At 68.5% G+C, this 24647-nt stretch carries 21 protein-coding genes; 11 read left to right on the top strand and 10 right to left on the bottom strand.

Features of this window, described 5'->3' with window-relative positions; genetic code table 11:
- The first annotated feature begins 50 nt into the window (after positions 1-50).
- Positions 51-2279: a PhoX family protein gene (locus CY658_RS14280; RefSeq protein WP_101490836.1), complete on the top strand. Its 2229-nt coding sequence runs from the start codon at positions 51-53 to the stop codon at positions 2277-2279.
- Between the two features lie 31 nt (positions 2280-2310).
- Here CY658_RS14280 and CY658_RS14285 read toward each other — a convergent pair whose 3' ends face one another.
- Entirely contained in the window at positions 2311-2784 is a 474-nt protein-coding gene (locus CY658_RS14285) for an Lrp/AsnC family transcriptional regulator (RefSeq protein ID WP_062480783.1), read from the bottom strand.
- Positions 2785-2889: 105 nt separating this feature from the next.
- On the opposite strand from CY658_RS14285, the gene mdeB reads away from it, so the two are divergent.
- The 10 genes from mdeB (at position 2890) to CY658_RS14335 (ending at position 14325) form a co-directional block, all read left to right on the top strand.
- Complete coding sequence (gene mdeB / locus CY658_RS14290; RefSeq protein ID WP_101490837.1) at positions 2890-5553, top strand: alpha-ketoglutarate dehydrogenase; 2664 nt, start codon at positions 2890-2892, stop codon at positions 5551-5553.
- Positions 5554-5633: 80 nt separating this feature from the next.
- Positions 5634-6410: a FadR/GntR family transcriptional regulator gene (locus CY658_RS14295; RefSeq protein WP_101490838.1), complete on the top strand. Its 777-nt coding sequence runs from the start codon at positions 5634-5636 to the stop codon at positions 6408-6410.
- A 158-nt stretch (positions 6411-6568) separates the two neighbouring features.
- Complete coding sequence (locus tag CY658_RS14300; RefSeq protein WP_099794058.1) at positions 6569-7900, top strand: MFS transporter; 1332 nt, start codon at positions 6569-6571, stop codon at positions 7898-7900.
- A gap of 16 nt (positions 7901-7916) precedes the next feature.
- Positions 7917-8837, top strand: a complete 921-nt coding sequence (gene ltnD, locus CY658_RS14305) for an L-threonate dehydrogenase (RefSeq protein WP_101490839.1) — start codon at positions 7917-7919, stop codon at positions 8835-8837.
- A 43-nt stretch (positions 8838-8880) separates the two neighbouring features.
- A complete protein-coding gene (gene denD / locus CY658_RS14310; RefSeq protein WP_101490840.1) occupies positions 8881-9894 on the top strand; it encodes a D-erythronate dehydrogenase in 1014 nt (337 codons plus the stop codon).
- 3 nt (positions 9895-9897) lie between these two features.
- Positions 9898-11169: a 3-oxo-tetronate kinase gene (gene otnK / locus CY658_RS14315; protein WP_101490841.1), complete on the top strand. Its 1272-nt coding sequence runs from the start codon at positions 9898-9900 to the stop codon at positions 11167-11169.
- Positions 11166-11831 (top strand): class II aldolase/adducin family protein, encoded by a 666-nt coding sequence (locus CY658_RS14320; RefSeq protein ID WP_101490842.1) that lies wholly within the window; start codon positions 11166-11168, stop codon positions 11829-11831. The genes otnK and CY658_RS14320 overlap by 4 nt, the downstream gene beginning before the upstream one ends.
- A gap of 12 nt (positions 11832-11843) precedes the next feature.
- Positions 11844-12662 (top strand): 2-oxo-tetronate isomerase, encoded by an 819-nt coding sequence (gene otnI, locus CY658_RS14325; RefSeq protein WP_101490843.1) that lies wholly within the window; start codon positions 11844-11846, stop codon positions 12660-12662.
- A complete protein-coding gene (locus CY658_RS14330) occupies positions 12659-13861 on the top strand; it encodes an amidohydrolase family protein (RefSeq protein ID WP_101490844.1) in 1203 nt (400 codons plus the stop codon). Before otnI ends, CY658_RS14330 begins: the two co-directional genes overlap by 4 nt.
- Positions 13858-14325 (top strand): RidA family protein, encoded by a 468-nt coding sequence (locus CY658_RS14335; RefSeq protein ID WP_099794045.1) that lies wholly within the window; start codon positions 13858-13860, stop codon positions 14323-14325. Before CY658_RS14330 ends, CY658_RS14335 begins: the two co-directional genes overlap by 4 nt.
- On the opposite strand, the gene CY658_RS14340 is transcribed toward CY658_RS14335, so the two are convergent.
- The 9 genes from CY658_RS14340 to CY658_RS14380 form a co-directional block, all read right to left on the bottom strand.
- The gene (locus CY658_RS14340; RefSeq protein WP_101490845.1) at positions 14318-14968 is read right to left on the bottom strand and encodes a TetR family transcriptional regulator C-terminal domain-containing protein; all 651 of its coding nucleotides are present in this window, start codon (positions 14966-14968) and stop codon (positions 14318-14320) included. The genes CY658_RS14335 and CY658_RS14340 overlap by 8 nt on opposite strands.
- A complete protein-coding gene (locus CY658_RS14345) occupies positions 14965-15927 on the bottom strand; it encodes a PDR/VanB family oxidoreductase (protein ID WP_101490846.1) in 963 nt (320 codons plus the stop codon). The genes CY658_RS14340 and CY658_RS14345 overlap by 4 nt, the downstream gene beginning before the upstream one ends.
- Positions 15928-15959: 32 nt before the next feature.
- On the bottom strand, positions 15960-16550 hold the full coding sequence (locus CY658_RS14350) for an NAD(P)H-dependent oxidoreductase (protein ID WP_101490847.1): 591 nt from the start codon (positions 16548-16550) through the stop codon (positions 15960-15962).
- A gap of 143 nt (positions 16551-16693) precedes the next feature.
- Entirely contained in the window at positions 16694-17722 is a 1029-nt protein-coding gene (locus CY658_RS14355; protein WP_101490848.1) for an ABC transporter substrate-binding protein, read from the bottom strand.
- 59 nt (positions 17723-17781) lie between these two features.
- On the bottom strand, positions 17782-19179 hold the full coding sequence (locus CY658_RS14360) for an FAD-binding oxidoreductase (RefSeq protein ID WP_101490849.1): 1398 nt from the start codon (positions 19177-19179) through the stop codon (positions 17782-17784).
- Positions 19151-20044 carry an ABC transporter permease gene (locus CY658_RS14365; protein WP_219589595.1) on the bottom strand — a complete coding sequence of 298 codons (894 nt, stop codon included), beginning with the start codon at positions 20042-20044 and terminating at the stop codon, positions 19151-19153. The genes CY658_RS14360 and CY658_RS14365 overlap by 29 nt, the downstream gene beginning before the upstream one ends.
- Positions 20022-20831 carry an ABC transporter ATP-binding protein gene (locus CY658_RS14370; protein WP_101490850.1) on the bottom strand — a complete coding sequence of 270 codons (810 nt, stop codon included), beginning with the start codon at positions 20829-20831 and terminating at the stop codon, positions 20022-20024. The genes CY658_RS14365 and CY658_RS14370 overlap by 23 nt, the downstream gene beginning before the upstream one ends.
- 23 nt (positions 20832-20854) lie before the next feature.
- Positions 20855-21676 carry a creatininase family protein gene (locus CY658_RS14375; protein ID WP_101490851.1) on the bottom strand — a complete coding sequence of 274 codons (822 nt, stop codon included), beginning with the start codon at positions 21674-21676 and terminating at the stop codon, positions 20855-20857.
- Positions 21677-21846: 170 nt separating this feature from the next.
- Entirely contained in the window at positions 21847-24438 is a 2592-nt protein-coding gene (locus tag CY658_RS14380; protein WP_101490852.1) for an autotransporter family protein, read from the bottom strand.
- Between the last annotated feature and the right edge of the window lie 209 nt (positions 24439-24647).

The following is a 24647-nucleotide window of genomic DNA, read 5'->3' on the forward strand; positions in this document are numbered from 1 at the left end:
GCCTAACTTCGTGGGCTGGTTTCAATCCCAACCCACGAAAGATATTGCGCATGACCGCAAACACCCGCACGGACGCCCACGGCGTCGATCTCGACGATGTCGGCACCAACGATTCCTCGAACCCGTCCTTCACCGACCTCGTCGCGTCGCGCCTGAGCCGCCGCCATCTGTTCGGCCTGGGCGTCGGCACCGCCGGCACCGCACTGCTGCAGGCCTGCGGCGGCGGCAGCGGTGGTGGCGGCGCAGCCTTCCCGATCATTCCGCCCGCACCGGCCCCCGCGCCCGCACCGGCTCCCGCACCGTCGCCCACGCCGCTGAAGCTGGGCTTCAACCCCGTCGCGAAGAGCCTCGATGACGTCGTGACCGTGCCCGCCGGCTACACCGCCAGCGTGCTCTACCGCCTGGGCGACCCGATCGCCGCCGGCGTGGCCGCGTACAAGAACGACGGCACGGACGATCCGGCCACCTACGACCGCCGCGCCGGCGACCACCACGACGGCATGACCTTCTTCGGCGTCAGCGCCGCGAACAAGTGGGACGCGACCAACGCCACGCGCGGCCTGCTGGTGATGAACCACGAAGCCATCACGCCGCTGTTCCTGCACCCGGCCGGCCAGACCATCGTGGGCGGTGTACGCACCGTCGCCGACGAAGTGCAGCGCGAGTTCTACCTGCACGGCGTGAGCGTGATCGAGGTCAACAAGAACGGCAACGCCTGGAGCTACAAGCAGGATTCGAGCTTCAACCGCCGCGTCCACACGCTCACCGAGATGCAGTTCTCGGGCCCGGCCGCCAAGACCGACTACCTGAAGACCAAGTACTCGACCGACGGCAGCAAGACCCGCGGCACGCTCAACAACTGCGCCAACGGCACCACGCCCTGGGGCACGTACCTCACCTGCGAAGAGAACTGGGCCGGCTACTTCCGCCGCATCAAGGGAACCGACGACAGCAAGCGCTCGGCGAAGGAACTCGCGAGCTTCAGCCGCTACGGCGTGGCCAGCACCGGTCGCGAACTCTGGGCTACCGTCACGCCCGACACCGCCGACGGTCAGTACGGCCGCTGGAACACCGAAGTCCTCGGCGCCTCGGCCACCGACGACTACCGCAATGGCCACAACACCTACGGCTGGGTGGTCGAGATCGATCCGTTCAACCCCACCAGCACGCCCAAGAAGCGCACCGCCCTCGGCCGCTTCGGCCACGAAGGCGCCTGCCTCGGCCCGGTCGTGGTCGGCAAGCCGCTGGTCTGGTACATGGGCGACGACTCGCGCAACGAGTACATCTACAAGTTCGTCTCCACCAAGAACTGGGACGCGGCCGACATCGGCGGCGGCATGGCCGCGGGCGACAAGTACATGGACGACGGCCGCCTCTACGTGGCCCGTTTCGACGAAGACGGCACGGGCGTGTGGCTCGAGCTCAAGCTCGGCGTGAACAACATCACCTCGAACTACGACAAATACGCCTTCGCCGATGCGGCTGACGTCGTGACCAACGCCCGCCTGGCTGCCGACGCCGCCGGCGCGACCAAGATGGACCGCCCCGAGTGGACCGCCGTCAACCCGAAGACCGGCGACGTCTACGTGACGCTGACCAACACCAACGCCGCCTCGCGCCCGATCGGCAAAACCAGCGCCTCCAATCCGCGCTACTACGACGACAGGACGACCGCCAACGCACCGCAGCTGGGCAACCCGAACGGCCACATCGTGCGCTTCGCGGACGAGAACGCCGACCCGACCTCGCTGCGCTTCAAGTGGGACGTGTATCTCTTCGCCGCGCGCTCGACGGCGTCGGCCGACGTCAACCTCTCGCAGCTCACCGCAGACAACGACCTGTCCAGCCCTGACGGCATGTGGTTCAGCCACGCCGCTCCCGGCCTGCTGTGGCTGCAGACCGACGACGGCGCCTACACCGACGTCACCAACTGCATGCTGCTGGCCGCACTGCCCGGCAAGGTGGGCGACGGCGGTGCGAAGGTGATCACCAACGTCGATGCCGCGACCAGCACCACGCGCACGCAGAACACCTTCGTGGGCAAGGCTCCCGGCACGGAAGGCCTGCGCCGCTTCCTGGTCGGCCCGAAGGACTGCGAACTCACCGGCATTGCCGAGTCGGGCGACGGCCGCGCGCTGTTCGTGAACATTCAGCATCCGGGTGAAGGTTCGAAGAAGGACGAAACGCCGATCAGCCACTGGCCGGACGGTGGCAGCAGCCGCCCGCGCTCGGCCACCGTGGTCATCACGAAGAACGACGGCGGCCTGATCGGTCTCTGAGTTTCTTTCCGCCCCGTCGGGGGCGTGCCGACTACAACGGCGCTGCTGGCAACGGCAGCGCCGTTTTGTATCTGACCTGCTTGAGCGCAAAGCTCGAGCGGATCTTCTCGATCCCCGGAATCGGCGTCAGCTGTTCCATGATGAAGCGCTCCAGCGCCGCCATGTCGGCCACGGCGATGCGGATCAGGTAGTCGCTGTCGCCGGTCATCAGGTAGCACTCCATCACCTCGTCGTGCTCGGCGATGCGCTGCTCGAAGTCGGCCAGCGACTGCTTGCTCTGCGTCGTCAGGCTGATCGAGATGAACACGTTGAGCCCCAGGCCCAGCGCCTTGGCGTTCGCGAGCGCCACATAACGGTCGATCACGCCGCTGGTCTCCAGCACCTTCACGCGCGCCAGGCAGGGCGAGGGCGACAGGTGCACGCGGCGCGCGAGTTCGACGTTCGACAGGGCGCCGTCGCGTTGCAGCTCGTCGAGAATGCGCAGGTCGATGGCATCGAGTTCCATGAAATTCCGTGAAGCTCTTGAATCGCGGCATTTTATGCTTGTGAATAGCCATGAAATCGAAGGTGCCGGTAGCTAATTTTCCGCAAGGCGGCTTAAAGTGCTGGCATGAACGCCCCGATCTCCGCCGACCAGATGCGCGCCCTGTTGCTCGACACGCCGCCGTCGCACGACCCCGACCCCGAAGAGACCGCCGAATGGCGCGACGCCTTCCTGGCGCTGGCGCAGACGCAAGGTCCGCAGCGCGCACGCCAGATGCTGGCCGAGCTGGCGCGCCTGGCGCGGCAGCAGCGCATCGGCTGGCAGCCCGAGCTGGCCACGCCGTACGTCAACACCATCGCCGCGGCCGACCAGCCGCCGTTCCCAGGTGACCTCGCCGTCGAAGAAAAGCTTGCTTCGCTGATGCGCTGGAACGCGCTCGCCATGGTGGCCAAGGCCAACCAGGCGTACGGCGAACTCGGCGGCCACATCGCCAGCTACGCGAGCGCGGCCGACCTGTTCGAAACCGGCTTCAACCATTTCTTCCACGCGCGCAGCCCGGCGCACCGCGGCGACCTCGTGTTCTTCCAGCCGCACAGCGCGCCCGGCGTGTATGCGCGGGCGTACCTCGAAGGGCGCCTGAGCGAAGAAGACCTGAACCACTATCGCCAGGAGCTCACCGCGCCGGCCTTCACCGAGGGCAGCGGCGCGCGCGGCCTGTGCAGCTACCCGCACCCGTACCTGATGCCGGACTTCTGGCAGTTCCCCACCGGTTCGATGGGCATCGGCCCGATCAGCTCGATCTATCACGCGCGCTTCATGCGCTACCTCACGCACCGCAACCTGCTGAACTGCGAAGGCCGCAAGGTGTGGGGCGTGTTCGGCGACGGCGAGATGGACGAGCCTGAATCGATGAGCGCGCTGACGCTCGCCGCGCGCGAAAAGCTCGACAACCTCGTGTGGGTCGTCAACTGCAACCTGCAGCGCCTCGACGGCCCGGTGCGCGGCAATGGCCGCATCATCGACGAGCTCGAAAAGCTCTTCGCCGGCGCCGGCTGGAACGTCGTCAAGCTCGTGTGGGGCAGCGACTGGGACGGCCTGTTCGCGCAGGACGTGAGCGGCGCGCTCGCACGCGTGTTCGCCAACACCGTCGACGGCCAGATGCAGACCTTTGCCGCAAAAGACGGCCGCTTCAACCGCGACAACTTCTTCGGCCAGAACCCCGAACTTGCACGCCTGGCCGAAGGCATGACCGACGAGCAGATCGACCGCCTGAAGCGCGGCGGCCATGACCTCGTGAAGATCCACGCCGCGTACGCCGCTGCTGCTGCGCACAAGGGCCAGCCCACCGTGATCCTCGCCCACACCAAGAAGGGCTACGGCATGGGCAGCGCCGCGCAGGGCAAGATGACCACGCACTCGCACAAGAAGATGGGCGACGTCGACCTCATCGAATTCCGCGACCGCTTCAACCTGCCGCTCACCGACGCGCAGGCCACCGCGATGGACTTCTACCGCCCGGCCGAAGACAGCGCCGAGATGCGCTACCTGCGCCAGCACCGCGAAGCGCTCGGCGGCGCCATGCCGCGCCGCGAGACCGCGTGCGATGTCGTGCCCAAGCCCGACATCGCGGCCTACGCGAACTTCGCCACGGCCGCTGCGGGCAAGGAGATGAGCACCACCATGGCCTTCGTGCGCATGCTGGGCAACCTCATGAAGGACAAGGCGCTCGGCCCGCGCATCGTGCCCATCGTGGCCGACGAGGCGCGCACCTTCGGCATGGCCAACCTGTTCAAGCAGGTCGGCATTTACTCGAGCGTGGGCCAGCGCTATGCGCCGGAAGACATCGGCTCGGTGCTGAGCTATCGCGAAGCCACCGACGGCCAGATTCTTGAAGAGGGCATCAGCGAAGCCGGCGCCATCGCGAGCTGGACGGCCGCGGCCACCAGCTACAGCGTGCATGGCCTGGCGATGCTGCCGTTCTACATCTACTACTCGATGTTCGGCTTCCAGCGGGTGGGCGACGCCATCTGGGCCGCGGCCGACCAGCGCGCGCGCGGCTTTCTGCTGGGCGCCACGTCGGGCCGCACCACGCTCGGCGGCGAAGGCCTGCAGCACCAGGACGGCAGCAGCCACCTCGTGGCCGCGACCATTCCCAACTGCAAGGCCTACGACCCGGCCTTCGCGGGCGAGATGGCGGTCATCGTCGACGCGGGCATCCGCGAGATGATGGTCGAGCAGCAGGACGTGTTCTATTACGTCACGCTCATGAACGAGAACTACGCGCAGCCCGATCTGCCGGCCGGCGCCGAGGCCGACATCCTGCGCGGCTGCTACCGCTTCGGCACGTATGCGCCGGCATCGGGCAAGGCAAAGAAGAGCGTCACGCTGCTGGGCTCGGGCGCGATCCTCACCGAGGTCATCAAGGCCGCGCAGCAACTGGCCGACGAAGGCATCGAGGCCGAGGTGTTCAGCGTCACGAGCTGGAGCGAACTCGCGCGCGACGGCCAGGCCTGCGAACAGCGCGCGCTGACGGGCGAGAAAGACGCCGGCACGCCCTTCGTCGCGCAGCAGCTCGGCAAGGGCAGCAGCAAGTCCCCGATCGTCGCCGCCACCGACTACGTGCGCGCCCTGCCCGAGAGCGTGCGGGCCTTCCTCCCCGAAGGCCGCCGCTACCTCACGCTGGGCACCGACGGCTTCGGCCGCAGCGACACGCGCGCCGCGCTGCGCGACTTCTTCGGCGTGGACGCGGCGAGCATCGCGCGGGCCGCGCGCCACGCGCTCGGCCTCTGACACAGGCGAAGGCGCGGCCATGCGGCGTGACGGTGCGGTGCCTGCGTTAGAGTCGCAGACCCCACCGCCTCCCCGCGCCCATGACCCCCCGTTTTCAGTCCCTCGCTCCCGCCGTCCGCCTGGCCGATCAGGTGGCCGACGCGCTCGTGGCCGAGGTGCGTAGCGGGCGCTTGTCGGAAGGCGATCGGCTGCCGACCGAGACCGCGTTGGCCACGCAGTTCGGCGTGAGCCGCACGGTGGTGCGCGAGGCGGTGTCGCGGCTGAAGTCGCTCGGGCTGGTCGATTCGCGCCAAGGCAGCGGCGTGTTCGTGCGCGCTGCGGGCGTGGAGCCGCTGCGCTTCGAGATGCCGCACGTGGCGTCGCGCGAAGCGGTGGTGCAGATGGTCGAGCTGCGCCGCGCGCTCGAGGCCGAGGTGGCCGCGCTCGCCGCCGAGCGCCGCACGCCCGAGGACATGCTGCGCATCCGCGACGCCATCGACGCGCTGCATGCGGCGGTGTCGATGGGCGGCAACGGGGCCGACGAGGACGTGCGCTTTCACCGCGCCATCGCCGAAGCCGCGCGCAACCCCTTCCTCATCGGCACGCTGCAGTACCTGCGGCAGTTCCTGCATGGCGCCACCCGCGTCACGCGCGCCAACGAGGCGCGCCGTGCCGACTTCGTGCGCGAAGTGGCGCAGGAGCACGCGCGAATCGTCGAGGCGATCGACGCCGGCGACCCGCTGGCCGCGCGCGAAGCCGCCAAGGCGCACATGGACAACGCCATCCGCCGCATTGAGCAGGCCGACCCGGCCTTCTGGCAGCAGGAAGGCGCCCAGCTCGCCCGACCCCTGGTCGAAGGCTGGCCTGCGGGCAAGTAAGCCCACGCTCACAATTTTCTGCAAGGGGTCGCGATGTGCGGGTTATCCCGTATCCGAGAGCTTGTCTTAAATTTGTATGATGACCTGACAAGTAAGGGGCGACCGCGCCGCAGGGTGACGGGACGGCCCCGTTTTTCCATCCAGCGGACTCCCTCCCAATGACTTCCACCCTCCAGGCCGGCGCGCCTTCGGCCATGGCCGACCTGCCCGTCGATGCCGCGCTCGAGAAACGCGCCTACGCCAAGGTGTTCTGGCGCCTCGTGCCCTTCCTGATGCTCTGCTACGTGGTCGCGTACCTCGACCGCGTGAACGTCGGCTTCGCCAAGCTGCAGATGGGCGCGGACCTCGGCTTCAGCGAAACCGTGTTCGGCCTCGGCGCCGGCATCTTCTTCCTGGGCTACTTCCTGTTCGAGGTGCCGAGCAACCTGCTGCTGAACCGCGTGGGCGCCCGCGTGTGGATCGCGCGGATCATGATCACCTGGGGCCTGCTGTCGGCCTGCTTCGTGTTCGTGGAAACGCCGACCAGCTTCTACATCCTGCGCTTCCTGCTCGGCGTGGCCGAGGCGGGCTTCTATCCCGGCGTGATCCTGTACCTGACGCATTGGTACCCGTCGCACCGGCGCGCGCGGATCATCGCGGTGTTCATGTCGGCGATTCCCGTGGCGGGCATCTTCGGCAACCCGCTGTCGGGCTGGATCATGGACGCCTTCCACGGCGTGTCGTCGATGCACGGCTGGCAGTGGATGTTCATCATCGAAGCCATTCCCGCCGTGCTGGTGGGCGTGATGGTGCTGCTCTACCTGGACAACGGCATCCAGCACGCACGCTGGCTCTCGCCCGAAGAAAAGCAGCTGCTGCAACGTGAAGTCGCGCGCGACCAGGCGCACGGCGCCAAGGGCCCGCATTCGGTGGGCGCGATGTTCCGCGACGCGCGCGTGTGGTGGATGGCGCTGATCTACTTCGCCTTCGTCATGGGCCAGTACGCACTGACCTTCTGGCTGCCGACGCTGGTGAAGGCCACGGGCGTGCAGGGCAACTTCAACATCGGCCTGCTGAGCGCCATTCCGTTCCTCTGCGCGATCGTCGCGATGAACCTCTTCGGTCGCAGCGCCGACGCGCGCCGCGAACGCCGCTGGCACCTGATCATCCCCGCGATGATGGGCGCCGTGGGCTTCACGGTCGCGGCTTCGTACACGCAGAACACGGTCGTGTCGCTGACCTTCCTGTCGCTCGCCGCAGCCGGCGTGCTCACCTGCGCGCCGCTGTTCTGGTCGCTGCCCACCGCCTTCCTCTCGGGCACGGCGGCAGCAGCGGGCATCGCGGTCATCAACTCGGTGGGCAACCTCGCGGGCTTCGTGAGCCCGTACCTCATCGGCTACCTGAAGGACCTCACGGGCAGCACGCAGATCGGCATGTACGTGCTGGCCGGCGCGCTGGTGCTCGGCGCCATCGGCGTGTGGCTCACGCCCAAGCAACTCGTCAATCGCTGATCGAAGGACGCACGACATGACTTCTTCTTCCAACACCACCCCTGTCGTCGGCCTCGTGGGCCTGGGCGCCATGGGCAGCGGCATGGCGCAATCGCTGCGCCGCGCGGGCCATGCGCCGCATGTGTTCGACGTGCGCCCCGGCGTCGCCGAAGCCTTCGCGCGCGACGGCGGCACGGCCTGCGACACGCTCGCCGCGCTCGGCGCGCAGTGCGACATCGTGGTCAGCGTGGTCGTCAACGCGGCGCAGACCGAATCGGTGCTGTTCGGCGATGGCACCACGCCCGGTTGCGCCGCATCGATGAAGCCCGGCAGCCTGTTCGTGATGTGCTCCACCGTCGACCCGAACTGGTCCGTCGCGCTCGAAGCGCGCCTGGCGCAGCAGGGCATCCTGTACCTCGACGCGCCCATTTCCGGCGGCGCCGCCAAGGCCGCGAGCGGCCAGATGACGATGATGACCGCCGGCACGCCCGCGGCGTACGAAAAGGCCGGCGCGATGCTCGACGCGATGGCCGCCAAGGTCTACCGCCTGGGCGATTCGGCCGGCGCGGGCAGCAAGGTGAAGGTCATCAACCAACTGCTGGCCGGCGTGCACATCGCCGCCGCGGCCGAAGCCATGGCGCTGGGCCTGCGCGAAGGCGTGAACCCCGACGCGCTGTACGAGGTCATCACCCACAGCGCCGGCAACAGCTGGATGTTCGAGAACCGCATGGCCCACGTGCTCGCGGGCGACTACACGCCGCTGTCGGCCGTCGACATCTTCGTGAAGGACCTGGGCTTGGTGCTCGACGTGGCGCGCGCCAGCAAGTTTCCGCTGCCGCTGTCGTCCACCGCGCACCAGATGTTCATGCAGGCCTCCACGGCCGGCTTCGCGCGCGAAGACGACAGCGCGGTCATCAAGATCTTCCCGGGCATCGAATTGCCCGCCGCGAAAAAATAACATGGGGCCTCTGCGCTCCACCGACCCAGGAAAGACACACACCATGAACGTTCTCATCACCGGCGGCTGCGGCTTCCTCGGCGCCCGCCTCGCCCGCACCCTGCTCGCCGGCGGCCCGCTCGCACTGGCCGGCGGCCAGCCCCAGGACATCGCACGCATCACGCTCGCCGACCGTGTGCCGCCGCCCGCCGACCTCGCGGCCGACGCGCGCATCCAGTTCGTGCAGGGCGATCTCTACGAACAGGCCACCAACGGTGCATTGCCGCTGGCCGACACCGACGCCGTGTTCCACCTCGCCGCCGCCGTGAGCGGCGAGTGCGAGGCCGACTTCGACCTCGGCATGCGCAGCAACCTCGACACCACGCGCGCCCTGCTCGACGCCTGCCGCAGCGCGGGCCATGCGCCCGTGTTCGTGTTCTCCAGCTCCGTCGCCGTGTTCGGCGATTCGCCCGAACAACGCCTGCCTGCGGTGATCGAAGACACCACGCTGCCCACGCCGCAGAACAGCTACGGCATCCAGAAGTTCATCGGCGAGCAGCTCGTGGCCGACTACACGCGCAAGGGCTTCGTGCAGGGCCGCAACGTGCGGCTCATGACGGTGTCGGTGCGCCCGGGCCGCCCGAACGGCGCGGCCTCCAGCTTCCTGAGCGGGATGCTGCGCGAGCCGCTGGCCGGCGTGCGCGCGCGCTGCCCCGTGGCCCCCGAGACGCCGGTCGCGCTGGCCTCGCCCGGCAACACCGTCGCCGGCATCGTGCGTGCGGCCACCGCCAGCGCCACCGAATGGGGCGCGCGCACCGCCATCAACCTGCCCGCGCTGACCACCACCGTGCGCGAGATGGCGCAGGCGCTCGAGCGCATCGCCGGCACCGAGGCCACCACCCTCATCGACTGGGAACCCGACGCCGCCATCGCGAAGATCGTCACCAGCTGGCCCAGCCGCATCCACGCGGCGCGCGCCGAGGCGCTGGGCCTGAAGGCCGACGCCAGCTTCGACGCCATCCTGCGCGACTACGTGCGCGAGAACGCACAGGCGGTCACGCTGCCGCTGAAGGGCTGAGCGATGGCGAAGCTTGTGCTCGGCTGCATCGCCGACGACTTCACCGGCGCCACCGACCTGGCCAACAACCTCGTGCGCGCCGGCATGCGCGTGGTGCAGACCATCGGCGTGCCCGCCGGCCCGCTCGACGCGGACGTCGATGCGGTCGTGGTCGCGCTCAAGTCGCGCACCATCGCGCCGGCCGAGGCCATCGCGCAGTCGCTCGATGCGCTGCGCTGGCTGCAGGCGCAGGGCGCGCAGCAGATCTACTTCAAGTACTGCTCGACCTTCGACAGCACGGCCCAAGGCAACATCGGCCCCGTGACCGAGGCGCTGATGGACGCGCTGCATTGCGACTTCACCATCGCCACGCCGGCCTTCCCCGACAACAAGCGCACCGTGTTCAAGGGCTACCTGTTCGCGGGTGACGTGCTGCTCAACGAGAGCGGCATGCAGAACCATCCGCTCACGCCGATGACCGACCCGAACCTCGTGCGCGTGCTGCAGGCGCAGTGCACGCGCAAGGTCGGCCTGATCGACCACGCGGTGGTGGCACGCGGCGCAGCGGCCATCGAAGAACGCATCGCGCAGCTGAAGGCCGAGGGCGTGAGCATCGCCGTCGTCGACGCGGTCTCGAACGACGACCTGCTGCGCATGGGCCCGGCGCTCGCGAAGCTGCCGCTGCTCACGGCGGGCTCGGGCGTGGCCATCGGCCTGCCGGCCAACTTCGGCCTCGCGCCGTCGTCGCAGGCCAGCGCGTTGCCGAAGGCCGGCGGCAAGACCGCGGTGGTGTCGGGCAGCTGCTCGCTGGCCACCAACCGGCAGGTGCTCGACTTCATCCAGCGCGGTGGCGCGGCCATGGCCATCGACCCGCTGCGCATCGCGGCGGGCGTGGACGTGGCCGCCGAAGTGCTGGCCTGGGCCGCACCGCTGATCGACAAGGGCTCGGTGCTCGTCTACTCGACCGCCGAAGCCGGCGCCGTGAAGTCGGTGCAAGGTCGGCTCGGCGTGGAAGAAGCCGGCGCCATGGTCGAACGCACCATCGCCGCCATTGCGCGCGGCCTGGTCGAGCGCGGCGTGCACCAGCTGGTGGTCGCTGGCGGCGAAACCTCGGGCGCCTGCGTGCAGGCGCTGGGCATCGCGCAGATGCAGATCGGTCCGCAGATCGACCCCGGCGTGCCGTGGTGCCATGCGCGTTCCGATGCGGCGCCCGAAGCGGGGCTGCACATCACGCTGAAGTCGGGCAACTTCGGCAGCGACGATTTCTTCACCAAAGCTTTTACAGTGCTCGCATGACCGAGAACGAAGCCCGCGACGAAATCTGCCGTGTCGGCCGCAGCCTGTTCGAGCGCGGCTACGTGCATGCCACGGCCGGCAACATCAGCGTGCGGTTGGACGACGGTTTTCTCATCACGCCGACCGACGCCTGCCTGGGTTTTCTCGACCCCGCGCGGCTCGCACGGCTCGATGCCCAAGGCCAGCAGACCGGCGGCGACCGCGCCAGCAAGACCATCGCGCTGCACACGCGCATCTACGCCGCCGCGCGCGAGTTCGATGCAAGCACGGCCTGCGTGATCCACACGCACAGCACGCACTGCGTCGCCCTCACCTTGGGCAACCCGCAAGCCGAACTGCTGCCCGCGCTCACGCCTTACTTCGTGATGAAGGTCGGTCATGTGCCGGTCATTCCGTACCTCCGCCCCGGTGCGCCCGAGGCGGCCGAGCAGGTGGCGCAAACCATCGCGCGCTACGGCGCGGCCGGCACGCCGATTCGCGCGGCGATGCTCGCGCGCCTGGGCCCCAACGTCTGGCACGAAACACCGGCCGCCGCGATGGCCGTGCTCGAAGAGCTGGAAGAAACCGCACGCCTGCAGATGCTCACGCAGGCCACCCGGCCCGCACCGCTCGCCCCCGATCAGATCGATGAACTGCGCCGCACTTTCGGTGCGCGCTGGTAGTACAAACACCCCATGCCCCAATTCGCCGCCAACCTCTCGATGCTCTACCCGGAGCTCGCATTTCTCGACCGCTTCGACGCCGCCGCGAAAGACGGCTTCCAGGCCGTCGAGTACCTCTTCCCCTACGACTTCAGCAAAGAAGAGATCGTCGCGCGCCTGAAGCACAACGACCTGCAGCAGGTGCTGTTCAACGGCCCGCCCGGCGACTGGGCCGGCGGCGAACGCGGCCTGGCCTGCCTGCCGGGGCGCGAGGGCGAGTTCCGCGAAGGCATCGCGAAGGCCATCGACTACGCCGTGGCGCTCGACTGCCCGCGCATCCACGTCATGGCGGGCCTTGTGCCCGAAGGCCTTTCGCGCGACGCCGCAGAAGCTGTCTATGTCGAGAACCTGCGCTGGGCCGCGGCCGAGGCTGCGAAGGCCGGGCGTGACGTGCTGATCGAGCCGATCAACACGCGCGACATTCCGCGCTTCTTTCTCAACCGGCAGGACCACGCGCACCAGATCGTCGAGACCGTGGGCGCCGCCAACCTCAAGGTGCAGATGGACCTGTACCACTGCCAGATCGTCGAAGGCGACGTAGCGATGAAGCTGCGCCAGTACCTGCCGACCGGCCGCGTCGGCCATCTGCAGATCGCGGGCGTGCCCGAACGCCACGAGCCCGATGTCGGCGAGCAGAACTACGACTACCTCTTCGGCGTGATCGACGAGGTTTCGGCGCAGTGCGGCTGGCAAGGCTGGGTCGGTTGCGAGTACCGCCCGCGCCGCGGCATGGAGCCCGGCGGCACCTCGGCCGGCCTGGGCTGGCTGCGCGACTGGCGCCAGCGCGCATGACGACGCTCGAAGCGCTGCGCATCCCGATGCCGCTGCGAGGTTTTGCAGCGGGCGATGCACAGGTCTTCGACGTCACGATCGATGGCGACAAGATCGCGACCATCGTGCCCAGCGCGTCGCAGATGCAGGCACGCGGCACGCTGCTGAGCGCGCTCGTCGAAGCGCACACGCACATCGACAAGAACTTCACCGTCCAGGACGTCGGCGCCGCGCAGGGCGACCTGTTCACCGCCATCGAGCGCATGGGCCGCCACCGCGCGAGCTGGACCGGCGCGTCGCTGCGCCTGCGCATGGAGCGCGCGCTGCACGAGGCCTGGCGCGCCGGCACGCGTGCACTGCGCACGCACCTCGACTGGGTCGAGCCCGAGCCGCCGGCCGCGCTGGCCGTGTTCGAGGCGCTGCGCGAAGAATGGGCCGGCCGCATCGAACTGCAGTTTGTCGCGCTCGTGCCGCTCGACGTGTTCGCCGACCTCGCGGCCGGCGAACGCATCGCACGCGAGGTGAAGCGCGCGGGCGGCGCACTGGGCGCATTCGTCTACCGCAATGATGGTTTGGTCCACAAGCTGGGCCGCGTGTTCGACCTCGCGCAGCAGCACGGGCTGGGGCTCGACTTCCACGTCGACGAAGGCCTGGACACCGACGCCAGCGGCCTGCGCAGCATCGCGCAGCTGGTGCGCGCACGCGACTTCAAGGGCCGCGTGGTCTGCGGCCACGCCTGCTCGCTCTCGGTGCAGGACGATGCGGTGGCCGCCGAAACGCTCACGCTGTGCGCCGGTGCCGGGCTGCACCTGGTCGCGCTGCCGACCACCAACCTCTACCTGCAGGGCGCGTGGGACCGCACGCCCGTGGCGCGCGGCATCACGCGCATCCGCGAGGCCGCCGCGCACGGCCTGCGCGCGAGCCTGGCCACCGACAACGTGCAGGACGCCTTCTATCCCTATGGCAGCTACGACCTGCTCGAGACCTTCGGCCTCGGCGTGCAGATGGCGCACCTCGCACCCGCCGCCGATTGGCTCGACACCATCACCGTCAACCCCGCGAAGGCGCTGGGGCTCGCGTGGGACGGCCGACTCGCGCCGGGCTGCCCGGCCGACCTGGTGGTGCTGGCCGCCACCGACGAACACGAACTCATCGGCCCGCGTGGCCGCCTGCGCAGCGTCTACCGCGCGGGTCAACTTCTGGAGCCGAACACACCATGAGCATGGGCAAGCCGATGGCCAACTATGCCGCCGCCAAGCGCGTCGGCGATTTCGTTTTCATGAGCGGCGTGGTCGCCGTCGACCCGGCCACGCGCCGCGCGGTGGCGGGCTACGACGCCATTCCCGAAGAAGCGCGCACCGCGCTGCAGGGCGTGGGCTATGCCACGGGCCAGATGTCGGTCGACATCTTCGAGGCGCCCATCGTGGCGCAGAGCTGGTTCGTGCTCGAGCGCATCCGCCAGATCGCGGCCGAGCACGGCGGCACCATGGAAGACGTGGTGAAGCTGGTGCAGTACTTCCGCCACCTGCCGCACTACGCGTTCTACAACCGCGTGCGCGGCCTGTTCTATCCGGGCGAGCCGCCGGTGAGCACGGTGGTCGAGGTGTCGCGCTTCCTGCCGGGCGACGAAGTGCTCGTCGAAGTGGAAGCGACGATGTTCCTTCCCCTGCGCAGCGCTACCTGACGCCTGCGCCTTTCAAAAGAAACTCCGTCACCTGCTCGATCAGGTAGCGGCGGTCCTTGTCGTCGCCCTGTTGCGCGGCGCTGCGGTAGTAGGCCGCCTGCGTGGCGTGGTCGGCGTAGAACTGCGTCACGGCCCAGATGTGGAACAGCACCAGCATCGGGTCGGCTTTGTCCATCAGGCCCTGGTTCATCCAGTTCTGGATCACCGCGGCGGCCTGGTCGGTGCGCTGCTTGCTCGTGTCCATCATGCTGTCGATGACGGGCGCGCCGCGCATCATCTCGGCCGTGAAGATGCGCGAGCGCAGCGGGTGCTCGAACGAGAACATCATCTTGCGCTGGATGAGGTCACCCAGCACCTTGCGCGGGCCGAAAGCCTCGTCGCTGAAGCCGAACACCACGATCCAGTCGGTCAGGATGTCCTGCAGCACCTGGCGGTACAGCGCTTCCTTGCTGTCGATGTAGTAGTGCAGCTGCGCCTTCGACAGCCCCGCCTTGTCGGCGATGGCCTGCGTCGACGCGCCGGCCAGGCCTTCGCTCGCGAACACCTCGATGGCGGCCTGGTTGATGAGGCCGAGCACCTGCGTGTACTTGCGCGAACGCCCGCGTGTGGCGGGGGCTTCGCTGTCGGTGTCGCTCACGCTCACAGCTGCAGCACCAGGTCGAGGCCCTTGGCGCGCGAGCAGCACAACGCCACCTTGGTGCGCCGCTCGGTGCCCGTGAGGCAGAAGTCGCGGTGCTCGGCGCCTTCGCCGTCGCCCTCGACCACGCAGGTGCCGCACAGGCCTTGCTGGCACGACACGGGGATGTCGATGCCGACCTCGTGCAAGGCGTCGACCGCGGTCTGGTCGGCCGCCACCGGCACCTCGATGCCGCGCCGCGCCAGCTTCAGCGTGAAGGGCAGGCCCGTGGTGGCGGCGGCCGTGCCGGTGGGCGCGGCGAAGTATTCGGTGTGCAGCGCATCTTCGGGCCAGTGCGCAGCGGCCTCGCGCACGGCCTGCATGAAGCCGCCGGGGCCGCACACGTACAGGTGGGTGTCGGGCGTGCGCTCGGCCAGCAGCGCGTGCAGGTCGATGCGCTGTGACGCGTCGCCCTGGTCGAGGTGCAGCTTCAGATGTGGGGCCAGCGCGGGCGCATGCAGGGCCTCGGCAAAGGCCAGGTGCTCCTCGCTGCGTGCGAACACGCACAGCGTGAAGTCGGCGCCGCGCGCGGCCAGTGCCTGCGCCATGGCCAGCAGCGGCGTCATGCCGATGCCGCCGGCCAGCAGCAGGTGGCGGCGGGCTTCGGCGCGCAGCGGGAAAGTGTTGCGCGGTGCGCTGATCGCAATCAGGTCGCCCTCGCGCACGCGCTCGTGCATCGAGGCCGAGCCGCCGCGGCTCGCGTGTTCGCGCTTCACGCCGATCATGTAAGAGCCGGCGCCCGAGGGCGCGCGCGCCAGCGAGTACTGGCGCGAGAAGCCGCCGGGCATGTGCACGTCGATGTGCGCGCCGGCCTCGTAGCCGGGCAGCGCGCGGCCCCACGGATGCGTCAGCTCGAAGGCCAAAATTTCCGGCGTCTGGCGCGAGATGCGTTCGACGCGGACGGTCAGGGTGCGTTCGAGGCTCATGGTGTCTGTCTCCCTGCTTGCTTGTTTGTTGGCTAGATGTTGTGCAGCGTGCGCGCCACGCGCGCGATGAAATGGCTGCGGTCGCGGTCGGTGACGGCGTTCATGTCGTGCAGCTGCAGCCACGTGACCTTGCAACGCCACGCGAACAGCGCCCGCAGCGCGCGCGTGAACAACCGCCGCCCCGGGTCGCCGATCACCATCACGAACCAGCGCGGCGAGCCGCCCGTGGTCACCACCGTCAGCCGGCGGATGTGCCGCATGCCCGACTTGGCGAGTTGTCCCTTGCGCTCCGCGGGCAGGAAGGCCACGCCCGGCAGCCACACGCGTTCGAGCCAGCCCTTGAGCATGGACGGCGGTCCATGGAACCAGGTGGGGTAGACGAACACCAGGTGCTCGGCCCACAGCAGCGCTTCGACGTGGGGTTTCACGCGTTCGCGGATCAGTTCGGGGTTGTCGAGGTAGGCGATGCGCTCTTCGCGTGTCAGCGTCGGATCGAAGCCCTCGGCGTACAGGTCGATGGCCCGCACGGGATGGCGAGGCTGCAGCGCGTCGAGGGCGGTGCGGTAGAGCGCGTGGTTGAAGCTGTCAGGATTCGGATGGCAATGGACGACGAGCGTTTTCATGGTTCGGGCCGGTTCGCCTGTTCGGCGAGACGGGGTCAGAGCCCAGGGATAAAAGGCCGCGCGTGCCTTATGGCAAACCCAGGCGCCGGCATCTGACCCCGGCGCAAGCCCCGCGCGACCCACGGGAAAAACAACGAAACGAATTACTTGCCGCTGAGCTTCTTGCGGATGTCGACACCCACGCCCTTGTTGACGAACTGCGTGCTCACGACCTTCGACAGGTCGATCTCGCCGGGCTTGTAGAGGCCGGCCTTGACCATCTTGTCGTAGAAGTCCTTCACGCGCGCTTCGTCGATCGCGCCGATGCCCTTGGTGAGCGAGTCGCCGCTGTCCACGATGCCCATCTTCTTGATGAGATCGATGGAGCCCTGCAGCGCGGCCGGCGTGGCGTCGGGGTTGGTCTTGGCCATGAGCTCGTTGGCGGCCTTGTTGTCGCCGTAGAGGTAGTTGTTCCAGCCGACGATCGAGGCCTCGATGAACTTGCGCACCGTCTCGGGCTTGGTCTTGATGAGGTCGGCGCGGGTCTCGATGGTGGTGGCGTAGGTCGAGAAGCCGTGGTCGGCCAGGAGGTGCACCACGGGGTCGAAGCCGGCCTGCGCCTTGATCGACAGCGGCTCCGAGATGGCGTAGCCCTGCTGGATCGACTTCTTGTCGGCCAGGAACGGGCCGACGTTGAAGGTGTAGGGCTTGAGCTGCGAATCCTTGAAGCCGTGCTCCGACTTCATCCACTGCCAGAAGCTGAACTGGCCGTCCTTGCCGATGAAGGCCACGGGCGCCTTGGTCATGTCCTTGAAGGTGTCGTAGCCCTGGCCCGGATGCGCGAACATGGCCTGCGGGTCTTTCTGGAAGATGGCCGCGACCACCACCGTGGGCACGCCGTTCTTCACGTTGTCGAACGACTGCAGCAGGTTGCCGGTCATGAGGAAGTCGACCTTGCCGGCCGGCAGCATGGGCCGGTTGTTGACCATCGGGCCGCCCTGCATGATTTCCACGTCGAGGCCGTACTTCTTGTAGGTGCCGTCCACCAGCGCCTGGTAGAAGCCGCCGTGGCCGGCCTGCGCCTTCCAGTTGGTGGCGAACACCACTTTTTCCTGGGCGTGTGCGGCGAAGGCAGCACCTGCGAGGGCCAGGCCGAAGGCCAGCGGCCGGAGAGAGAAAGCGGGGATGCGCATGGGGACGGACTCCTGTGGAGGTTGGGGTGGGGACGGGATGCGAAGACTAAATGTTTTTCTCAGCGCTCGACGGCCATGTCGGGCGTCCAGCCGCGCGTTTTTCCGGGGTTCATCAAACCCATCGGATCGCTGCGCTTCTTGAACTCGATCTGCTGCGTGTCGATGGTCTTCATGCCGCCGTCCTCGATGGTGAAGACGTGCGGGTTGAAGATCTGCGCGCCGCCCTGCGACTCGATCTCGCGCATCACCTCGTACTGGTGGGCCTCGCCCTTCCAGCGCACGAGCAGGATGCCGAAGGTGCCGCACTCGCCGTTGGCGCGCGCGAAGTCCTGGTGCTGCAGCACGTCGTCGCCGAAGATGGCGAGGTGGCGCTCGACCACGGCCGGATCGAAGGGCTGGGCGTAGGCCACCTGCAGGTACGTCCAGCTGCGGTCGGCCTTCAGCGCCTGCAGCGTCGTGTGGTTGAAGGCGCACTCGTAGGCCGGCGGCAGGCCGGCGGCCTGCAGCTCATCTTCGGTGCCGGCCACCGAGATGGTGCCGCCGTGCGCCGCGGCCAACGCGCGAAAGCCCGCCAGCGTGTCGGGCGAGACCATGGTGAACACCGCGTGCCGGTCGGGCGGAAAGTGCTCGCCCATGGCCGTGTAGTAGGGCGAGAAGCGCGCCTCCACGGTCGAGAGCAGAAACAGATCGTACGCGGGCGCCTGCGCGGCAATGCCGAAGTCGAGCGCACCGCGGTACGTTTCGAACAGCACCGTGCAGTGCACCCAGTCGACCGCCGGGCTCAGCGCCACTTCCACGTCGAGGATCACGCCGTTGGTGCCGTAGGCGTGGTGCACCTGCTGGATCTCGTCGCCCACCAGCTCGATCACGCGCGGCTCGCGCTCCACCGTCATCACGCGCGCGCGCAGCAGGTTGCCGGGGTCGCGCAGGATGCCGTGGCGGAACGAGCCGATGCCGCCGAAGCCGCCCGCGATGAAGCCGCCGATGCTGGCCACGTGCCAGGTCGAGGGCCACATGCGCAGCGCCTGCCCGGTCTCGCGCGCGGCCAGGTCGATGTCGTGCATGCGCGCACCGGCCTCGACGCGGATGCGGCCGTCGGCCAGGTCGAGCACGCGGCACATCTGCGTCACGTCGAGCACGAGGCCGCCTTCGAGCGGCACGCACTGGCCGTAGTTGCCGGTGCCGCCCGCGCGCACGGTGAGCGGCAGCTTCCACTTGGTGGCCACGGCCGCGGCCTGGCGCACGTCGTCCTCGGTGCTGACCTTGACCACGAGGTCGGCCACGCAGCCCGCGAGCTGCGCCGTGAGGATGGGGCTGTACCAGTAGAAGTCCTTGGACAGCTGCTTGCGCTGGCTGGGCGTGGCGATCACGTTCAGGCCGCGCAGGTCGTTGCGCACAGCGTCCCAGTCGACCGCGGACAGCGGGGTTCTAGCGTTCACGGCGCATTTCGCTTTCATGCCAATGGCCGAGCACCAGCCGCGACAGCGCGGCGAACACGACGAAGATCACGATGCCCAGCAACGACACGAGCAGCAGCGCCGCGAACATCATCGGGATCTCGGTGCGGAAGCTCGATTCGAGGATGCGCGAGGCCAGCCCCGTTTCCTTGCCCGCCGTGCCGGCCGTGAACTCGGCCACCACCGCGCCGATGAGGCTCAGGCCGCCGGCGATCTTCAGGCCCGCCATGAAGTACGGCAGCGCGCTGGGTGCGAGCAGGTAGCGGAAGGTCTGCCAGGGCGAGGCCTTGTACAGCTGGAACAGGTCGCGCAGGTTGCTGTCGGCGCTCTTCAGGCCGATGACGGTGTTCGAAAGGATGGGGAAGAAGGCCACGATCCATGCGCACAGCAACAGCGCCGCGGTGGTGCTCGACACGTAGATCAAGATCAGCGGCGCGATCGCGATGATCGGCGTCACCTGCAGGATCACGGCGATCGGGAACAGGCCGATCTCCACCCACTTGAACAGCGCGAACGCAATGGCCAGCAGCACGCCGCCCACGATGGCGGCGCCCAGCGCCAGCAGTGTGAGCTTCACCGTGAACCACAGCGCGCCCGAGAGCGAACCCCAGTTGTCGAACAGCGTGCGCAGGATCAGCGAGGGCGCGGGCAGGATGTAGTGCGGGATGTCGTTGGCGCGCACCATCCACTCCCACACCAGCAGCAGTGCCGCGACGATGACGACCGGCACGACGACGCGCAGTGTCGACTCGCGTCGGCGCAGCTTGTCTTCGTGCGCGCGCAGTGTCTCGGCGGACGGCGTGGCTTCGTGGGTGGTGGTGGTGTCGAGGGGCATCACGGTTTCAATGGTCGATGTCGAGGCCATGGAGTGCTCCGTGCAGAGATTGTGAAACGGCGGTGCAGTGCGCGTTGTAGCGGCTGGAGGTGCGGAAGGCTTCGCCGCGCGGGTAGGGCTCGTCGATGGCGATCTCGTCGATCACGCGGCCCGGGCGCGCCGCCATCACGACGATGCGGTTCGACAGATACACCGACTCGTACACGCTGTGCGTGACGAACACGATCGAGAAGCGGTGCTCGCGCCAGATGGCCAGCAGGTCGTTGTTGAGCTTGATGCGCGTCATTTCGTCGAGCGCGGCAAAGGGCTCGTCCATGAGCAGCAGGCGCGGGTGCGTGACCAGCGCGCGCGCAATCGACACGCGCATCTTCATGCCGCCCGAGAGCTCGCGCGGGTACACGTCGGCAAAGCGCGAGAGGCCGACCAGCTCCAGCACCTGCTGCACCACCGGCGCGGCTTCGTCGCGGCCCATGCCCGCCAGCTTGAGCGGCAGCCAGACGTTGTCGAACACCTTGGTCCAGGGCATGAGCGTGGGCTCCTGGAACACGAAGCCCAGGTCGCGATCGCTCTTGCTGTCCTTCGCGGTGCCGGTGTTGGCGCCCGACCATTGCATGTCGCCCGAGCTGATGCGGGTGAGCCCGGCGATCAGCCGCAGCGCGGTGCTCTTGCCGCAGCCCGAGGGGCCGAGGAAGCTGACGAAGTCGTGCTCGCCGATGTCGAGCGTCATGCCCTGCAGGGCGAGCGTGCCGTTGGCAAAACGCTTGCCGACGTTGCGAAGGCGGACCAGCGGCGGCGTGGATGGCGTGGTGCTTTCCATGGAACTCCTTGTGCAGCCGGGGCTCAGCGCCAGGCGGGAACGTTGGCCAGCCGCTCCAGCGGGAAGCGGTCGATCTCGTGCAGCAGTTCGACGAAGCGCTGGCCTACGTGGTCGAGCACCGCCGCACCCTTTTCGGCCGTGGCGCGCGTGGCGTCACCGGCGGCGCCGGCCGGGTTGATGTCGTGCATCTGCCAGCCGAGTTTGCCGCTGGGCGTGATCGACAGGAACTTGTTTTCGGCGGCCATCTGCTCGGTCAGGGAGCCGAAGTTCTGGAACTGATCCTTGCGCACGTAGTCGGGCGTGAGGTGCAGCATCACCGAGCTTTCGAGGTCGCCCGCGTGGATGCCGTGCTTGCCTTCGTGCGCGGTGAACAGGCCCTCGGGCAGGCCCAGCGTGTACCAGTTGGCGGCCACGACCATCATGTCGTGTTCTTCGCGCAGGTCGCGCGCCACGATGTCCATGACGCTCATCTGGCCGCCGTGGCTGTTGTAGAGCACCAGCTTGCGCACGCCGGCCTTGGCGACGCAGGCGCCGACGTCCTTCCACAGCGAGATCAGCGTGTTCGCCGACACCGTGAGCGTGCCCGGGTAGCGCGAATGCTCGTTGCTCTTGCCGTAGGGCACGGTGGGCAGGAACAGCACCGGCAGGTCGTCGGGCAGGTAGGGCAGGCTGGCCTGCACCATGCCGTCGATGGTGGCGGTGTCGGTCGACATCGGCAGGTGGGGGCCGTGCTGTTCGGTCGCACCCACCGGCAGCACGGCGATGAGCCGTTCGCGGTCGAGGCGGGAGAACTCTTCACTGGTCAGGTCGGACCAGAAGCGGCTGCGCAAGGGGGGGTGATTCATCGGGATGTTCCTCGGGGCGGGCGGACGGGATGATGGTCTAAATTATCCATGTGGTCAAAAAAGACTGGCTATCCGTGGATACCCGTTGATCTTTATCAAGCAAACCGCATGCCATCAAATTTGCCCGGACGGTCAGAACTTGGCCCGTCCGGTGTCCGGCGCCCCGGGGTTCACCACCGCATGCGCAGCCCCAGTTGCCCTTGCACGCCGGTCTGCTCGGTGATGCCGATGGCGCTGGTGTAGGCCAGGCCGCCGTAGACCGACAGCGTCTGGTTCAACTGCCCGACGATGCCGCCGCCGACCTCGAGCGCGCTCGCGTTGCGGCGGTTGACGACCTGGTCGGTCGGCCCGAAGTAGATCGCGTTGCTGCCGCTGAAGGTGTGCCACAGGTTGACCTTCAGGTAGGGCTTCCAGACGCCGCCGGCCGCGTCGAAGCGGCCTTCGAGCCGCGCGCCGAGCCGGCCGGTGACGGCGTTGTCGCGCTGGAAGCGCACGGTCGAAAGGCCGTCGTCGAAGTCGTCGAGCGAACTGCGCTGCCAGATGAGCTGCACCTGCGGCTGCAGCGTCACGGTGTCGCTCAGCGCCAGCGGGTAGCCGGCTTCGAGCGATGCGGTCACGTGGGTGCCGTGCGGGCGGCCGCCGCGCCCCAAGGTGGAGCGCGCATCGGCCTTGTAGCGCGTGGCCAGGAGCACGGCGTCGCTGTACCAGCCGCTGCTGGCCACGCGGGTCCAGTAGGCGCCCAGGCTGTAGCCCTCGACGGTGAGCCGGCCGGCCGCCGCGTTGGTGGCGCCGCCGGCGACGCCGCTCGCATTCCCGCTGGCCCGCGTGTAGCCGCCCAGCACCCCGACGCGGTGGCGCCCGCCCGCGCTGTCGGTGGCCGCCAGGAAATCGTGGCCCAGCTGCAGGCCACTCACGCTGCCGTCGAATTGCGGGTTGGCATCGCCCCGCAGCCGCTGCCGCGTGCTTTCGCCGAACACGCGGCCCCACGAGGCCTGTCGACCTCCACCTTCACCGTCCGCGAGCAGTTGCTGGTCGCCCTGCCGGTCGTGGAAGGTGCCCAGCTGCGCCAGCCCGAGGCGGCGCACCGCGATCGGCAGGGCGCTGTACAGCGGCACCTCGGGCCGGTAGAGCTTCACCTGTTCCACCGTGGCCGGAGCGCCCGACTCGGCGATCACCTCGGCGGCTTCTTCCAGCGAGCCCACCACGGTGCCGCCGACCAGGTAGCCGTTGTTGCGCAGGTACCAGTTGTCGGGGTTGCCGCCCGTCGCGCCGCCGCGGAACAGCCGGTAGTTGTACGCGCCGGCCTCCACCGCCTGGGTCAGCGAGAACGCCTTGTCGGCCGTGGTGCCGCCGTTGACGGCCTGCACCACCAGGATGCCGTCGGCCAGCGTGGGCGCGCCCAGGCCGCCGCGGTTGACCACGCGCAGGCCGGTGGAACCCGTGGCCGCGCCGCCGTCGATCACGAGCTTGTCCGACGGTGCGTTGTCGCCCGCCAGCACCGTGTTGACCTGCACCAGCGCGCCGCTGCCGCCGAAGTAGTTGCCGCGCACCGTGAAGGCGCCGAAGCCGACGCCGTCGTTCGGACCGGGCAGCAGCGTGCCCTGGTTCGTCACGTTGCCCGCGAAGGTGCCGGTGCCGGCCACGGTGGTGCCGGGCAGCACCGTGATGACCGGGCTGGTCAGCGTGGCGGGCAGGTTGAAGCGGCCGGACTCGACGCGGATCGAGTCCGAGAAGCTCGCGTCGGTCTGCCACGACCACGCGGTGCCGCGCATCGTCAGGTGCTGGAAGTTGCGGAAGGCATTGTCGACCGTGCCGCTGCCTTCGAGAAAAGTGCTGGCCGTCTTGCCGACGCCGCCGTCGGCGCCGCCCTTGATGACCGAGCCGGTCTGCAATATCAATGTGCCGTTGCCGAGCGCGCCCATGTAGATCGCGTCGGTGTTGGCCGCGCCGCCGTGGCCTTCGATGGTGCCGGCGTTGACCAGCACGTCGTTGCCGTTCTGGCCGCGGTAGCCGTAGCCGTTGGCGCTCGAGAGCGAGGCGCCGGCGCGGTTTTCCACGCGCGAGAAGAAGGTGCCGCCGAGCGTGTTCGCGTGCACTGCGTCGGCCCCGCCCGACGGCGAGTTGGCGCCGGTGGTGGCGATGCTGCCGGTGTTGACCAGCAGGTTGGCCACGAGGTTGCCGCCCTGCAGATACACGCCCTTGGCCGAGGTGCCGCTGGCCAAGATGCTGCCGTTGTTGATCACCGTGTTGCCCGGGCCCAGCGAGGAGATGCCGTGCGAGCTGCCGCCCGTGGTGCCAATGCTGCCGTTGTTGGTGATGAGCGTGCGCGTGCTGCTGTTCGACGTGACGAGGACGCCCGAGGTGCCGCTGCTCGTGGTGCGCAGGGTGCCGTTGTTGGTCAGCGTGTTGTCGTTGCCCGTGGCGACCATCGCCGCGCGCGCCGAGCCCGAACCACCCGAGACGGTGATCGTGCCGTTGTTGGTGATGCTGCTGGCATCGCGCACCAGCAGCACCTGCGTGGCGTTGGTGGTCAGCGTGGCGCCGCTGTTGACGGTGATGGTGACGCCGGTGCTGCCGGGCGTGGCGATCACGCTGGGTGAGCCGGTCGTGGCGCCGTCGCAGACCACCGTGTCGCCGGTGCCCGGCGTGGCGGTGGGACCGCAGGCCGCGTGCGCGGCGCCGCCCGCGAGCCCTGCGAGGGCGGTCACGAGCCAGGGAAGGCGGGACGAACGGGAAAACCGGGGGCCTTGCTTCATGCGCATGCTGTCTGCTCCTTCTTGTTTTTCATGAGGCCGTGGGGGCCTGGCGCGACGGATTATTCAGTGCAAATTCCCATCTGAAAACCGACGAACTTCCGTATTCACCGGGTCGATCCCGATACCGGATTCGGTACGACACGACGTAGCACGCGGTCAGTGCCGACTTGAATGCGGGCCCTCTTGAGCCTATAAATCACCCATGGACTCTTGCT

Source organism: Variovorax sp. RO1 (genome assembly GCF_002849325.1).
In the GTDB taxonomy this organism is placed as follows: Bacteria; Pseudomonadota; Gammaproteobacteria; order Burkholderiales; family Burkholderiaceae_C; genus Variovorax.

Excerpts from the sequence above, each read along its gene's own strand:
- CY658_RS14280 (WP_101490836.1), top strand. The coding sequence starts at position 51 with ATGACCGCAAACACCCGCACGGACGCCCACGGCGTCGATCTCGACGAT.
- CY658_RS14285 (WP_062480783.1), bottom strand. The coding sequence starts at position 2,784 with ATGGAACTCGATGCCATCGACCTGCGCATTCTCGACGAGCTGCAACGC.
- mdeB (WP_101490837.1), top strand. The coding sequence starts at position 2,890 with ATGAACGCCCCGATCTCCGCCGACCAGATGCGCGCCCTGTTGCTCGAC.
- CY658_RS14295 (WP_101490838.1), top strand. The coding sequence starts at position 5,634 with ATGACCCCCCGTTTTCAGTCCCTCGCTCCCGCCGTCCGCCTGGCCGAT.
- CY658_RS14300 (WP_099794058.1), top strand. The coding sequence starts at position 6,569 with ATGACTTCCACCCTCCAGGCCGGCGCGCCTTCGGCCATGGCCGACCTG.
- ltnD (WP_101490839.1), top strand. The coding sequence starts at position 7,917 with ATGACTTCTTCTTCCAACACCACCCCTGTCGTCGGCCTCGTGGGCCTG.
- denD (WP_101490840.1), top strand. The coding sequence starts at position 8,881 with ATGAACGTTCTCATCACCGGCGGCTGCGGCTTCCTCGGCGCCCGCCTC.
- otnK (WP_101490841.1), top strand. The coding sequence starts at position 9,898 with ATGGCGAAGCTTGTGCTCGGCTGCATCGCCGACGACTTCACCGGCGCC.
- CY658_RS14320 (WP_101490842.1), top strand. The coding sequence starts at position 11,166 with ATGACCGAGAACGAAGCCCGCGACGAAATCTGCCGTGTCGGCCGCAGC.
- otnI (WP_101490843.1), top strand. The coding sequence starts at position 11,844 with ATGCCCCAATTCGCCGCCAACCTCTCGATGCTCTACCCGGAGCTCGCA.
- CY658_RS14330 (WP_101490844.1), top strand. The coding sequence starts at position 12,659 with ATGACGACGCTCGAAGCGCTGCGCATCCCGATGCCGCTGCGAGGTTTT.
- CY658_RS14335 (WP_099794045.1), top strand. The coding sequence starts at position 13,858 with ATGAGCATGGGCAAGCCGATGGCCAACTATGCCGCCGCCAAGCGCGTC.
- CY658_RS14345 (WP_101490846.1), bottom strand. The coding sequence starts at position 15,927 with ATGAGCCTCGAACGCACCCTGACCGTCCGCGTCGAACGCATCTCGCGC.
- CY658_RS14350 (WP_101490847.1), bottom strand. The coding sequence starts at position 16,550 with ATGAAAACGCTCGTCGTCCATTGCCATCCGAATCCTGACAGCTTCAAC.
- CY658_RS14355 (WP_101490848.1), bottom strand. The coding sequence starts at position 17,722 with ATGCGCATCCCCGCTTTCTCTCTCCGGCCGCTGGCCTTCGGCCTGGCC.
- CY658_RS14360 (WP_101490849.1), bottom strand. The coding sequence starts at position 19,179 with ATGAAAGCGAAATGCGCCGTGAACGCTAGAACCCCGCTGTCCGCGGTC.
- CY658_RS14365 (WP_219589595.1), bottom strand. The coding sequence starts at position 20,044 with ATGGCCTCGACATCGACCATTGAAACCGTGATGCCCCTCGACACCACC.
- CY658_RS14370 (WP_101490850.1), bottom strand. The coding sequence starts at position 20,831 with ATGGAAAGCACCACGCCATCCACGCCGCCGCTGGTCCGCCTTCGCAAC.
- CY658_RS14375 (WP_101490851.1), bottom strand. The coding sequence starts at position 21,676 with ATGAATCACCCCCCCTTGCGCAGCCGCTTCTGGTCCGACCTGACCAGT.
- CY658_RS14380 (WP_101490852.1), bottom strand. The coding sequence starts at position 24,438 with ATGCGCATGAAGCAAGGCCCCCGGTTTTCCCGTTCGTCCCGCCTTCCC.